The sequence below is a fragment of the Terrabacter sp. 2YAF2 genome (assembly GCF_052114705.1).
In the GTDB taxonomy this organism is placed as follows: domain Bacteria; phylum Actinomycetota; class Actinomycetes; order Actinomycetales; family Dermatophilaceae; genus Terrabacter.
This window is the reverse complement of sequence record NZ_JBFRFG010000003.1, coordinates 1-12,997: the sequence shown is the minus strand read 5'-3', so window position 1 is coordinate 12,997 and position 12,997 is coordinate 1. Positions and strand designations below refer to the sequence as shown.

General features: G+C 73.5%; 12 protein-coding genes and 1 rRNA gene. All 13 read right to left on the bottom strand.

Features of this window, described 5'->3' with window-relative positions:
• Positions 1-11: 11 nt before the first annotated feature.
• The gene (locus tag AB4030_RS04250) at positions 12-1,154 is read right to left on the bottom strand and encodes a glycosyltransferase family 4 protein (RefSeq protein ID WP_442277949.1); all 1,143 of its coding nucleotides are present in this window, start codon (positions 1,152-1,154) and stop codon (positions 12-14) included.
• Positions 1,151-2,830, bottom strand: a complete 1,680-nt coding sequence (gene murJ / locus AB4030_RS04245) for a murein biosynthesis integral membrane protein MurJ (protein WP_442277948.1) — start codon at positions 2,828-2,830, stop codon at positions 1,151-1,153. The genes AB4030_RS04250 and murJ overlap by 4 nt, the downstream gene beginning before the upstream one ends.
• A gap of 71 nt (positions 2,831-2,901) precedes the next feature.
• Positions 2,902-3,834 (bottom strand): hypothetical protein, encoded by a 933-nt coding sequence (locus AB4030_RS04240; RefSeq protein ID WP_442277947.1) that lies wholly within the window; start codon positions 3,832-3,834, stop codon positions 2,902-2,904.
• On the bottom strand, positions 3,831-4,775 hold the full coding sequence (locus tag AB4030_RS04235; protein WP_442277946.1) for a copper transporter: 945 nt from the start codon (positions 4,773-4,775) through the stop codon (positions 3,831-3,833). The genes AB4030_RS04240 and AB4030_RS04235 overlap by 4 nt, the downstream gene beginning before the upstream one ends.
• Positions 4,772-5,953, bottom strand: coding sequence for a putative cytokinetic ring protein SteA (steA, locus tag AB4030_RS04230; protein WP_442277945.1), 1,182 nt, complete (start codon positions 5,951-5,953; stop codon positions 4,772-4,774). Before steA ends, AB4030_RS04235 begins: the two co-directional genes overlap by 4 nt.
• A gap of 89 nt (positions 5,954-6,042) precedes the next feature.
• Complete coding sequence (recN, locus tag AB4030_RS04225; RefSeq protein ID WP_442277944.1) at positions 6,043-7,809, bottom strand: DNA repair protein RecN; 1,767 nt, start codon at positions 7,807-7,809, stop codon at positions 6,043-6,045.
• Between the two features lie 9 nt (positions 7,810-7,818).
• Positions 7,819-8,766: an NAD kinase gene (locus AB4030_RS04220; protein WP_442277943.1), complete on the bottom strand. Its 948-nt coding sequence runs from the start codon at positions 8,764-8,766 to the stop codon at positions 7,819-7,821.
• Complete coding sequence (locus AB4030_RS04215; RefSeq protein WP_442277942.1) at positions 8,763-9,563, bottom strand: TlyA family RNA methyltransferase; 801 nt, start codon at positions 9,561-9,563, stop codon at positions 8,763-8,765. The genes AB4030_RS04220 and AB4030_RS04215 overlap by 4 nt, the downstream gene beginning before the upstream one ends.
• Positions 9,560-9,844, bottom strand: coding sequence for a hypothetical protein (locus AB4030_RS04210; RefSeq protein WP_442277941.1), 285 nt, complete (start codon positions 9,842-9,844; stop codon positions 9,560-9,562). The genes AB4030_RS04215 and AB4030_RS04210 overlap by 4 nt, the downstream gene beginning before the upstream one ends.
• A gap of 35 nt (positions 9,845-9,879) precedes the next feature.
• Positions 9,880-10,953, bottom strand: coding sequence for an HAD-IIA family hydrolase (locus AB4030_RS04205; RefSeq protein WP_442277940.1), 1,074 nt, complete (start codon positions 10,951-10,953; stop codon positions 9,880-9,882).
• A gap of 129 nt (positions 10,954-11,082) precedes the next feature.
• The gene (locus tag AB4030_RS04200; protein ID WP_442277939.1) at positions 11,083-11,727 is read right to left on the bottom strand and encodes a tetratricopeptide repeat protein; all 645 of its coding nucleotides are present in this window, start codon (positions 11,725-11,727) and stop codon (positions 11,083-11,085) included.
• A gap of 134 nt (positions 11,728-11,861) precedes the next feature.
• Entirely contained in the window at positions 11,862-12,533 is a 672-nt protein-coding gene (locus AB4030_RS04195; RefSeq protein ID WP_442277938.1) for a hypothetical protein, read from the bottom strand.
• A gap of 313 nt (positions 12,534-12,846) precedes the next feature.
• A 5S ribosomal RNA gene (rrf, locus tag AB4030_RS04190) occupies positions 12,847-12,963 on the bottom strand.
• Between the last annotated feature and the right edge of the window lie 34 nt (positions 12,964-12,997).

Here is a 12,997-nt window from a genome sequence, read left to right as displayed (position 1 = left end):
GGGCTTCGAGTCTACGTCATGCCGACGGGGTCCGCTGCGTAGCGGTCCACCCACCGGCGCGTCTCGGCGTCGGGAGTCGCCCACGTCGCGGCGCGGGCCCGTGCGGCGGCACCTCGACGCGCCCGGTTCTCCGGGTCGGAGAGGAGGAGGTCCACCTGGGCGGCCACTGCGGACGGGTCGCCCACGGCGACAAGGCAACCCGCGCCGCCGACGAGGTCGGGGAGGCCACCGGTCCTGGTCACCACCACGGGGAGACCGGCCGCCATGGCCTCCTGGACGACGAGCGCGCGGGCCTCCCACCGGCTCGTGAGGACGAAGGCGTCCGCAGCCCGGAGCCAGTCCCCCACGTCGGTGCGAGCCCCCACGAACCGGACGACGGGACCCTCCCCCTCCCGCTGGCGTATGCCGTCCGCCTCCTGCTCGAGTCGGGCGCGCAGCCGCTCGTCGCCGGCCCCGACGACGACCCAGGTCGCGGGGACGCGGGAGAGCCGGGCGGCCTGCACGAGCGTCGGGAGGTCCTTCTGCGGGGCGATGCGCGAGACGGTGAGCACGACCGGCTGGTCGAGCCGGATGCCGGCCCCGGCGAGTAGGGCACCCCGCCCGGCCGGGGCGAGGGRCTCGGACCGCAGGAGGGCCCCCACGGCCGCCGACGGCACGGTGGCCAGCTCGGTTCGGCGCGCCCCCAGCGAGACGGCGAGCTCGACGAGGTCGGCGCTCGCCCCGGTGACGAGGTCGGCCCGGCGCAGCGACCACGCGACGAGACGGCGCGCGACGCCCGCCCCCATGCGGGCAGGAGCGGAGCGCGGGACCGGCGGCAGGTCGTTGTGCAGGGACACGACGAGGCGAGGCCGGGGCCGGGCGCGTGCGACCGCCACGGCCGCGATGACCGCGGCCTGGTGACCGTGCGCGTGCACGACGTCGACGGTGCCGGCGAGCTGCATGATGCGGTGCCAGTCCACGAGACCGCGTGGGGCGCGCGCGCCGCCGTGGACGGGCCACAGCCGGTGCGCGTCGGGCCAGCCGAAGGTCTGCGCCGTGGCCTCCGCCGTCACGATCTCGACGTCGTGGCCGAGGTCGCGAAGCCCGTCGACGAGGGTGTCGACGTGAGCACCGACCCCGCCGGTGGACCGGCCGAGCACCATGAGGATCCTCATGCGGCCACGTCCGCCGCCTCGGCGTCACGTCGCGGGCGCCGCACCCGGGTGAGGACGGACCGGTCGATCGTGACCGCGAGACCCGCCATGACGAGGAGGGCCACGATGCCCACACCGACTCCGACGACGACGCTGGAGCCCAGCGACTGCCCGACACCGCGTACCGACAGCCACGAGGCGACGCCACGTCCGACCCCAGCGCCGACGATGGCGGCGGTCAGAGCGGCCACGAGGGGTCGGGCCGGCAGCGAGAGCGCGCGCCAGCCCCAGGTCCGCCCGACGAGCACGACGAGCAGCGACGCCCCGAGAGCGAGACCGGTGCTGGAGCCGGCTGCCAGCGCCCGCAGGGTCTCCGGGCCGCCGGCACCGGAGGCGTCGAGCACGACGAGCGGCAGCACGACCGAGGCGAGCCAGCCCACCGCGGCGAGGCCGCCGGCAGCGAGCGGCGAGCCGCGCACGTAGGACGCTCTCGAGAGGAGACCGATGACGCCGAGGCCGACCACCGACGGGGCGAAGAGCGTCACCGCGTCGCCCATCGTCGCCAGGGTCTCGAGCGACGCCTCGGACCCGGAGCCGGCGTCCAGGGCGCTGAAGAAGGCACCGACGGGGATCGCGACCGCGACGAGGGTCGCTGCACCGAGGAGCGTCACGACCAGGGTCGCGAGCCAGGCCCGGCGCAGCGTCGCGGCCGCGACGTCCCGGGCCTCCGGTTGCGCACGATGCGCTGGAGGCGCCGTATGCCCCCGGTGCGCAGGCTGATCCCCCGGCGCCGCGACGGTTCCTCCACGCCCGGCGTCTGCGCCGGCCAGCGACGGGAAGGCGGCCGTCGCGAGCGGCACGGCCAGGACGGCATACGGCAGCAGGGTCACGGCCTGGGCGTAGGTGTAGACGTTCAGGGTGCCCGCCCCGCCGCGGTCGTTCGCGAGGCGGATGACGACGAGCGTCGCGATCTGCTGGCCCGCGACGGCCAGCAGGCCCGAGACCGCGAGCACGCGGACCCGGCTCCCCACACCGTCGGGGAAGCGCAGCCGCGGACGCAGCCGGAGGCCCGCCCGGCGCGCCGGGACGAGCAGGGGCAGCGCGAGGGCCACGACGCCGAGCGTCGTGCCGACGCCGAGCACGACGAGAGCGCCGTGCGGGACCTCGTCGATGGGGGCCGCGGGGTCGCCGGCGAGCGCGCGGTAGGCGAGGTAGGTCGCGATGACGACGAGGCTCGACAGCAGGGGCGCGAGAGCCGCGCCGACGAACCGGTGGTGCGCCTGCAGCACCCCGGCCAGGACGATCGCCACGCCGTAGAGCGGGACCTGGACCGCGAAGATCCTCAGCAGGTCCGTGCCGAGCGCGACCTCCCCGGCGCATCCCGTCCCGAGCAGCGCGCCGGCGATCGGGCCCGCGGCGAGCGCGAGCACGACGCCGAGGGGCACGAGCACGACAGCCGCCCAGGTGAGCAGCGCCGACGCGGTGGCGTCGGCGCCCGCCCGTTCACCGCGGGCGAGTGCGCCCGCGACGAGGGGGACGGCAACGGCGGCGAGCACTCCCCCGGCCGCGATCTCGAAGAGCACGTTGGGCACGGCGTTGACCGACTGGTAGACGCTGCCGACGCAGGTGGCGCCGACGGAGTGCGAGAAGACGAACCATCGTCCGAAGCCGACGACCCGCGCTACGAGGGTGATCACGGCAATGGTGCCTGCGGTCGCCAGGAGCCCCCGATGGGAGCGCCGGCCGTCGGCCGCCGTGTCAGGCCCGCTCATCGGCGCTCACGGCCCCATTCGTCGACTCGTCGCAGCACCGGGTTGGCCTCGATGACCCGCGTGAAGCTGACCCGTTCCGAGGCGAGGGTCAGCGCGGCCAGGCCCACGAGGGCGACCCCCCGGCCGACGAGGCCGGTGCGCTCGACGAGGGCGAGCCCCAGGAGGGCGCCGGCCGCGTTGGCCCCGGTGTCCCCGAGCATCGACGACGCTCGCAGGTCGTCGTGCACAACACCGAGCGAGGAACCGACGGCCGTGGCCGCGGCCACGCCACCGACGAGCGGGAGCCCGGCGGCGACGGTGACCTTGAGGGCGCGTCCGGGCCGCAGGTCGAAGAGGTTGACGGCGTTGGCCGCTCCTGCCACGACCGCGCCGCCGACCAGGGAGGACAGCACGCCCGTCGGCCCGGGTCGTCCAGGTCCGCCCGGTCGTCCGGGTCCGCGGGAGTCGACGAGCGCCACACCGAGGAGCCCGGTCAGGCCGAGCCCGACGATCTTCACGGCTCCCGTCGTGACCTCGCCCCGTCCGAGCGCGCGGAGGTGGCCCTTGAGCCCCTTGTCCGCGGTGCCCCCGACGAGGTCGTCGAGCGCGCCGAGGGCGCCGGCCGACAACGCGACGATCGCCGTCGCCCCGGCGGAGCCGCCGGCGGACCGGCCGGCGGACCGGCCGGCGGCTCCCGGCGCGAGGCGGGAGACGACTGCCCCGACGGCGGTCGCGGCCGCAGCACCGGCCACGGCGCCGCCGACCCAGGCGGGCCCCTCGAGAAGGGTGACGGTGGATCCGGCGTGGTTGGTGCGTGCCCAGGGGTCGCGGACCGCGGCCGGCAGGCCTCGGCCGGTGCGCAGCAGCGACCAGGACACCGCCGCAGACCCGATGACGGCAGCGAGCGATGCGACGGCGGACGAACCCGCGTGCCGACGGCTCCGCGTCACGGGAGCACCCGCGGGACCCGGGCGGTGGCGCCGGAGGCGATGCCGTAGTGGCCGATCCTCTGGTCGAGCGCACCCTCGACGGCGAGCACCACGGTCGCCGGGCCGCTGCCGGCGCGGGCGTGGTCCACGGTGGAGACGATCTGGGCGGTCTCCGACTTCTCGCGGACCGCCTGCACCGCGTTGGACGTCTCGGCCTGCCCCGCCGCAGCGAGGGTGTCGCCTCCGGCGACCACCGTGGCATGGGAGGACCCGGCGAGCGCGGTGACCAGGGCTCGGATGGCGTCGGACCGCGCCGTGACGACCGGTTCGGTACCGGCGTAGTCGCCGGACACGACGACGGCGAGGTCCGACGGCGCGAGCTCGGCGACTGTGCTGTCGAGCAGGTTCGCGTCGACGAGCACCTTGAGGGCGGCGAAGCGCTGGGGCGACGAGCCCGTGCTGCCCGTCGAGACCGTGAGGTCGGCGAGGACCTGGAGCAGCAGGGCGTCACCCGTGGCGGACGTGCTGAGCCCGAGCGCGGTCGCAGCGTCATGAGCGGCCTTCGCCCGGTCGCTCGACTGGCTCGGGTCGAACCAGTCGGGGCTGATCGTGACGGTCCCGGCCAGGGCGGCGCCGCTCTGGGTCACGACGTCCTCGAGGTTGCTCACCATGGTGCCGTCGGCAGACGGCATGACGACCACGACCGCACGGTGACCGGTGAGCCGGCCACGCACGACGCGGGGCTGGACGGCCGACGCGTACTCATCAGAGCCTTCGACGAGCTTCTCACTCACCGTGAGCTTGTCGTTGAGGGTCTGCTTCTCGGTGCGCAGCGCGGCGACCTGTTCACTGAGCTGGTCGCCGAGGTTCCCCTGGAGCGGACCGGCCCCGAGGACGATACCGACCGCGAGTGCGAGGAACACCGAGATGATCGAGACGAGGTGGTAGCGGAAGTCGATCACGTGAAGATCCCAACGATGGCGGTCCGGAGGTCGTCCCATCGGGCAGCGAGAACCTGCAGCCACACCTGGCCGGCGGGAGTCGACGCCAGCGCGGCGATGAAGGCCAGCATGCCGACGAGGAGCATGGTCACGAGCAGGCGCCCCGGGATCCGGGCGCGATAGAGCTGGCTGACGCCCTTGGCGTCCACGAGCTTGCCGCCGACGCGGAGGCGCGTCAGGAAGGTCGAGGCCTGGCCGTCGCGTCCCTTGTCGAGGAACTCCACCAGGGTGACGTGGGTGCCGACGGCGACGATGAGCTCGGCCCCGGAGTCGTCGGCGAGGAGCATCGCGACGTCCTCGCTCGTGCCTGCGGCGGGGAAGACGACCGGGGTGATCCCGAGTGCCTCGACGCGGGCGAGTCCCGGGGCCCGGCCGTCGCGGTAGGCGTGGACGACGATCTCGGCGCCGCAGCGCAGGGCCTTGTCGGAGACGGAGTCCATGTCGCCGACGATGAGGTCCGGCTTGTGGCCGGACTCGAGGATGGCGTCAGCGCCACCGTCGACCCCGATCAGGATGGGGCGGTACTCCCGGATGTAGGGCCGCAGCGCCTCGAGGTCCTCGCGGTAGTGGTAGCCGCGCACCACGATGAGGCAGTGACGACCGTCGAGCTCGGTCGTGATCGCCGGCACCCCGACGCCGTCGAGCAGGAGGTCGCGTTCCTTGCGGATGTACTCCATCGTGTTGGTCGCGAACGCCTCGATCTGCACGGCGAGGCCGGCTCGCGCCTCGTGCATCTGGGCCTGCACGGCTTGGGCGTCGAGCACCGTGCCCGTGGCGACCTTGGTCTCGCCCTGCCACAGGTCGGCGCCGTCGAGCCGCAGCGGCTGGCCGTCCGAGAGGGTCATGACCTCCGTGCCGGCGGCATCGAGGAGCGGGATGCCGGCCTCGACGAGGATCTGCGGGCCGAGGTTCGGGTAGCGACCGCTGATCGAGGCGCTGGCGTTGACCACCGCTGCCGGACGCACCGCGACGAGGGCGTCGGCGCTGACCTTGTCGAGGTCGGCGTGGTCGATGACGGCGATGTCGCCGGGCTGGAGGCGCTTGGTCAGCGTCTTGGTCCGCCGATCGACGCGCGCGCTGCCGACGACGCCGGGACCGGGGTCGTGCGCACGGGGACGGCGGCGGATGGAAAGAGCCATGATGGCCTCAATCGTGCCACGTCGGGATTTGAGGAGCCCATCGGTCCGCGGCCACGTCGACGGCCACGTGCCCCATCGCAGAGGACGACCTACCGGTGGCCGATCCGCGCGCCACCGGTCTGCTCGAGCAGGTCACCGGCATGCGCCAGACCGGCCTCGGAGTCGGGGTCGCCGCCCATCATCCGCGAGAGCTCGCGCAACCGGGCGTCTCCCTGCACGACCGAGACGCTGCTCGAGGTGATGCGTCCGTCGTCGGCCTTGTGCACGACGAGGTGCCGGTCGGCGAACGCCGCCACCTGTGCGAGGTGGGTGACGACGATGACCTGGGCGTGCTCGGCGAGGGCGGCGAGACGCGCGCCGACGTCGAGCGCGGCCCGGCCGCCGACTCCCGCGTCGACCTCGTCGAAGACGAACGTGGGCGGACCACCGTGCGCCTCGCCCGACGGGCTTGCAGAGCCCACGACCTCGAGCGCGAGCATGACCCGCGACAGCTCGCCGCCGGACGCCGCGCGGGCCACGCTGCGTGGCGTGGCACCCGGGTTGGCCGCGAGGAGGATCTCGACGTCGTCGATCCCGTGCCGTGAGAGCCGGACCCGCTCCCCGTCGGGCAGCGCGACGCCGTCGGGGTCGGTCCGCCGGCGGAGCTCGACGTGGACGACGGCTTTGCCCATGGCCAGGTGGGCCAGCTCCTGGGACACGCGGATGCCGAAGTCGTCACCGGCCGCCCGGCGCGCGTCGGACAGGGCGAGCGCTGCGGCGACGAGCGAGGCCTCGAGCTGGGCCACCTCGGCGCCGAGACGCTCGACCCGGTCGTCGGCGGTCACGAGCTCGTCGAGCCGGGCGGCGCCGCGCCCGGACCACTCGAGCACCTCGTCGACCGTCTCGCCGTACTTCCGCGTCAGGACGCCGAGGGCTGCCCTGCGCTCCTGCACGTAGCCGAGTCGCTCGGGGTCGAGGTCGACGTCCTGGAGGTATGCCGTGAGGTCGGCAGCGAGGTCCGTGACCAGCGTGCCGACCTCGTGCAACCGCTCGTCGAGCCCCGCGAGGGCCTGGTCGTGGGCAGTCGCCGGCGTGAGCGCGCCGCGCGCCGACCCGATCAGGTCGCGCACGTTCGGAGCCGGCTCGGCGGCATAGTCGTCACCGCTGAGGTCGGCGAGCGCCTGCGCCGCGGCAAGACGGAGGGTGTCGGCGTGCGCCAGCCGCTCGTCCTCCGCGCGGAGCGCGGCGTCCTCTCCAGGCTGCGGGTCGACCGCCTCGATCTCCTCGAGCGAGGCCGTGAGCGAGTCGATCTCACGGGCGCGCTCACGGGCCTCGGAGACCAGTCGGGCGTGCTCGCGGGCGGAGTCGCGCCACCGGTCGTAGAGCTCGGCGACCCGGTCGCGAAGGGCGCTGAGGGCGGGACCGCCGAAGTCGTCGAGGACCACCCGGTGGGCGTCGCCCTGCTTGAGCCGCCACTGGTCGGCCTGTCCGTGCACGGCCACGAGCATCTGTCCGAGCTCGGCGAGCACCGCGACGGGGGCCGTGCGCCCACCGACGTGGGCCCGAGACCGGCCGGCCGCGGCGATCGTGCGGGCGATGACGAGCTCGCCGTCCTCGTGGTCGGCACCTGCCTCGTCGGCCCGGACGAGGGCGGGGTGGTCGAGCGGCAGCTGCACGACGCCCTCGACGAGGGCCGACGACGAGCCGGTGCGGACGAGCCCGGAGTCGGCGCGCTCACCGAGCAGCAGGCCGAGGCCCGAGACGACCATCGTCTTACCGGCCCCGGTCTCACCCGTGAGCACGTTGAGCCCGGGGCTCAGGTCGAGGACGGCGTCGTCGATGACGCCGACGCCGCGGATCCTCATCTGGCTGAACACGGGACCACCTTAGGGCCGAGCACCCTCACTGAGGTCCACGTCGTCCACGGCGGCCGCGCCGTCGCCGTTGCCGCGCCAGCCGGCCACCGACAGGTTGAACTTGGCCACGAGGCGGTCGGTGAAGGGCGCGCTCGTGAGGCGCGCGAGTCGCAGTGGTCGCACCCCACGGCATACCTCGATGCGCGCACCGGGCGGGAGGTCGACGTGCCGTCGACCGTCGCACCACATGACACCGGCCCCCTCCGTGGCGGCCTTGATCTCCACCGCGAGATGCGTGTCGGGACCGAGCACGAGTGGGCGGGCGAAGAGGGCGTGAGCTGCGCTGGGGACGAGGAGCATCGCCTCGACCTGGGGCCAGACGACCGGCCCACCGGCCGAGAACGCGTAGGCCGTCGAGCCCGTGGGCGTCGACACGATGACCCCGTCGCAGCCCCAGCTCGACAGGGGTCGCCCGTCGACCTCGACGGTGACCTCGAGCATCCGCTCGCGCGACGCCTTCTCGACGCTCACCTCGTTGAGCGCCCAGCTGCTCGCGATGAGGTCGCCGTGGAGCTTGGCGTCGACATGGAGCGTCATGCGCTCCTCGACGGCGTAGTTGCTGCTCGCGATGTGCTCGACCGTGGCGTCGAGGTCGTCGCGCTCCGCTTCGGCCAGGAAGCCGACGTGCCCGAGGTTGACGCCGAGCAGGGGCACGTCGACGCTGCGGGCGAACTCGGCGCCTCGCAGGATGGTGCCGTCACCGCCGAGCACCACGACGAGGTCGCACCCCTCCGCGACCTGCTCCTCGGCGGAGGCGATGTGCACGCGGGAGCTGTCCTTGAGGTCGAGGGCCTTGGCCTCGTCGGCCTGCAGCGACACATCGATGCCGAGGTGGGTGAGGCGTTCGACGACGCCCTTGGCGACGGTCAGCGCCTCGGGGCGTCTCGGGTGGGCCACGAGCAGGATCCGGCGCGTCACGGGGGTCCTTCCAGGTCGACGGCCTCCAGCATGTCATCCACCGCCGTCACGGACGCGCCCGGTACGGGTCTCGGAGCCAGCCAGAAGAGGAACTCGCGGTTGCCGTCCCCGCCGGCTATCGGGCTGGCGGTGGCCCCGTGCAGGTGCAGTCCCTGCTCGGCGACGACGGCGGCCACGTTCCGGAGAACGCGGCGGCGCTCGTGCGGAGAACTGACCACGCCGGATCGGCTGAGCCGCTCCCGACCCACCTCGAACTGCGGCTTGACCAGCACGACCAGGTCACCGTCGTCGGTGATGAGGGTGCGCATGGCGGGCAGGGCGATGGCGAGGGAGATGAAGCTGAGGTCGGAGACGACGAGGTCGAAGGCGCCACCGAGTCCCGCGGCGTCGACGTCCCGGATGTTGGTACCGGGCAGGTCACGCACCCGCGGGTCGGTGGCGATGGACTGGACGAGCTGGTCGTGGCCGACGTCGAGCGCCGTGACGTGAGCTGCCCCTCGTTCGAGGAGCACCTGGGTGAACCCACCCGTGCTCGCCCCGACGTCGAGGCATCGCCGACCCTCGACGGGGACGGGCCAGGTGTCCAGGGCGTGCAGGAGCTTGAGGGCTGCGCGGCCCACCCAGCGGTCCGGCTCCCGGGTCAGCTCGATGGTCGACGAATCGCCGACCGGGAGAGCAGGCTTGCTCGCCGGTTTGCCGTCGACGCGCACCACTCCGGCGGCGACGAGCTCACGCGCCTGGGTGCGCGACCTGGCGAGTCCGCGTGTGACGAGCTCGACGTCGAGGCGACGCGTCACGCCCCACCCAGACCGCCGAGGCGGCTCTGCAGGCTCCGGTGGGCGTGCTCGCCCGCCTCGATGCGTTCGGCGAAGGATCCGGGCTGCGCCTCGGCGAGGCGCGCCATCGCCTCGTCGACCGCTTCGTCACCCGTCACCGGCGGCTCCGGAACGTCGCGGGTCTCGTCCGGGTCGGGCTCGGCCGGGCGGGGTGCCGTGACGGCCGCCCCGGCGCTGCCCTCGACCTCCGACGGCTCGCCGGACCCGAGGTCGGCGCGTCGAGCGTCAGTCTCCCCAAGCATGTGTTGCCTCCGTGTCATGTGGCTGCTCCGCTGGGTCACGCTACCGGGTCGGTGGCGTCAGGGGTCGTTGGCGAGTCGTCGAGCAGTCGGTCGAGCGCCTCGGCGTCCCGGCAGAGCTGGTCGCGGTCCGATCTCTCGGCCCGGAGGCGCAGCAGTGCGGCCAGGCCCGCCCGCACCACCTCGATGGGCGTCCCGCTCCCCCGTTCGATGTGCAGCCCGTCGTCGGTGTGGGTCACCCGGGCGGCGCCGCACCGCCACCCGTCCGCGTCCGGCACGGGAGCGGCATACGGCTGCAGGAGCTGGTCGAGAGAGGCAAGGACATACGTCGGGGACGCGTCGCCGGCCACCAGGTCGGTCGGCCGGTCGACGCCGGTCAGCACCCAGGCCGAGTCGATGCCTGCTGCCTCGGCGCCGCTGATGTCGGTGCCGAGCCGGTCCCCGACCGCGAGGGTTCTGTCCGGACGCGTCCCGAGGCGGTCAAGCGCCAGGCGGTAGAGCGGAGGGTGCGGCTTGCCGACGACGGCCGGCCGTCGCCCCAGAGTGGTGGCGAGCAGGTCGACATAGGCGCCGTTCCCGGGCGACTGCCCCCACGGAAGGGGCAGGGTCGCGTCGTCGTTGGTGGCGACCCAGAGCAGCCCGGTCGTCAACGCGCGCCCTGCCGTCTCGAAGTCGCTCACGCGCAGCTGCTTGCCGTATCCCTGGAGCACGGCAGCGACGCCGGCAACCTCGTCGGCACCGCCGCCCGGGGACACGGGGACGAGGCCGGCGTCCTTCAGGGCCTCCACGACACCCTCGCCACCCAGGGCGAGAACGGCTGCTCCCCGCTCGAGCTGGCCGGCAAGCTGCGCCGCACCGGCCTGCGCGCTCGTCACGACGTCCGAGGGCGTAGCCGGGGCGCCGAAGCCAGCGATCTGCGCTGCGACCTCGTCCGGCACGCGCGACGCGTTGTTCGTGGCGTAGACGACCTTCATGCCGCGGGCCACGAGCTGCTGGAGGCCTTCCGCGGCCTCGGGCACGGCGTCCGACCCGCGGTAGACGACACCATCGAGGTCGCACACCACCCCGTCGTAGCCCGCGACCAGGGGTTCGCCCGCGCTCACCGTGTCCATGCCACCTCCTCGGAAGAAGACCCTACGACGAAGGCGTACCGGCGGAGCGGCTGGTCGAGTCCGGTACGGGTCCGGCACGGGTCCGACCTGTCGATCGGACCCGTTGCTGGGACCCTGACCGGGCTGCGATCAGCGCTGGTCGTCGTCGTTCTCGTTTTCGTCGGACACGACGGCGTCGCCGAACTCGTCGTCGTCTTCTTCGTCGCCCAGCAGGTCGGTGACGTCGACGCCGTCGAGCTCCTCGAGCCGCTCGGCGGCATCCGTGGTGAGCTCGTGGTCCGCATCCGCGGCCCTGGCGAACCAGTCACGCGCCACCTCGACGTCACCCGCGGCGAGCTTGGCGTCCGCATAGGCGTAGAACAGGCGAGCCGCCGACGGACGGTTCGGGTTGATCCGCTTCACGAGGTCGCTGAGACCGGCGGCCGCGGCATCGAGCTGCCCGAGGTCACGACGGATCCCGGACACGACGATCGCGAGCTCGACCCGGTCGTCGATGGCGAGGTTGTTGGCCTCGTCCGACTGCGCGAGCTCGAGCGCCTTGTCGTGACGGCCGAGCGCGCGCTCGCAGTCGACCATGAGCGGCAGGAGGTGGCTCGACCCCGACAGGCGGCGCACCGTGCGGAACTCACCGAGCGCCCGCGCCCAGTCGCCGAGGCGGTAGGCGACCAACCCCAGGGACTCACGCGCGGCAGGGACGCGTCCCGCGCGGCGCACGGCGGTCTCGGCGTGGGCCAGGGCCGCCTCGGGCTCGACGTCGAGCAGCTCAGCCACCATGACGAGGTGCTGGGCGACGCCTTCCGCGTTCTCCTTGGACAGGGTGCGCAGCTGGTTCTTGACGCCGCGATCGACCTCGTTCCCGGTGACGCCCTCGCGGATCGCCGGCTCGGGCTTGCGCGGCGACTTGGGCGTCAGGCGCGGACCACCGCGCCGGTCGTCGTCCTGCGGGCGGCCGGCGCCGCCGCGGGGCCGGTCGTCGAATCGCCGGGGACCACGGTCATCCCGGCCGCCACCGGAGCGACGGTCATCGGAGCGGTAGCCGCCCCGGTCGTCACGGCCGCCGCTGGACGGGCGGTAGCCACCGCGGTCATCACGGCCGCCACCAGAGCGACGGTCATCAGAGCGACGGTCATCAGAGCGGTAACCGCCCCGGTCGTCACGGCCAGAGCTGGACGGGCGGTAGCCACCGCGGTCATCACGGCCACCACCAGAGCGACGGTCATCAGAGCGGTAGCCGCCGCGGTCGTCACGGTCTCCGCTGGAGCGACGGTCATCAGAGCGGTAACCGCCGCGGTCATCACGGCCGCCACCAGAGCGACGGTCATCAGAGCGGTAACCGCCCCGGTCATCACGGTCTCCGCTGGAGCGACGGTCATCAGAGCGGTAGCCGCCCCGGTCGTCACGGCCAGAGCTGGACGGGCGGTAGCCACCGCGGTCATCACGGCCACCACCAGAGCGACGGTCATCAGAGCGGTAACCGCCCCGGTCGTCACGGCCAGAGCTGGACGGGCGGTAGCCACCGCGGTCATCACGGCCGCCACCAGAGCGACGGTCATCAGAGCGGTAACCGCCGCGGTCATCACGGCCGCCGCTGGAGCGTCGGTCGTCAGAGCGGTAGCCCCCACGGTCATCTCGCCGCGGCGCCGACGATCGGGGAGCACCCGACCTGGGCGCTCCCGAGCTCTGTCCGGCCCCGCCGCTGCGTGCGGGACCTCGGTGACCGCCGTCGCGGTCGCGGCGGTCGCCTCGGCTGTCGTTGCCGTCCTGGTCACTCATGTTCTGCATCCTTCCGCGCCGACCACGGTCGGCGCCACCTCTGGCGTCATCGAGCACAAAAAAGAAAGAGCGCCCCAGACGGATCAATGAAGTTCCGTCCGGGGCGCTCTGACAAAGTGTGTCCGGCTGCGTCCTACTCTCCCACACCGTCACCAGTGCAGTACCATCGGCGCTGAAGGGCTTAGCTTCCGGGTTCGGAATGGAGCCGGGCGTTTCCCCTTCGCTATGACAGCCGAAACTCTATGGAGATATCAAATCAAGTGGGTGGTGG

Bases quoted from the DNA above. Each gene is read 5' to 3' on its own strand.
- steA (WP_442277945.1), bottom strand. From the start codon at position 5,953: ATGGCTCTTTCCATCCGCCGCCGTCCCCGTGCGCACGACCCCGGTCCC.
- AB4030_RS04210 (WP_442277941.1), bottom strand. From the start codon at position 9,844: ATGCTTGGGGAGACTGACGCTCGACGCGCCGACCTCGGGTCCGGCGAG.
- AB4030_RS04205 (WP_442277940.1), bottom strand. From the start codon at position 10,953: ATGGACACGGTGAGCGCGGGCGAACCCCTGGTCGCGGGCTACGACGGG.
- AB4030_RS04200 (WP_442277939.1), bottom strand. From the start codon at position 11,727: ATGGTGGCTGAGCTGCTCGACGTCGAGCCCGAGGCGGCCCTGGCCCAC.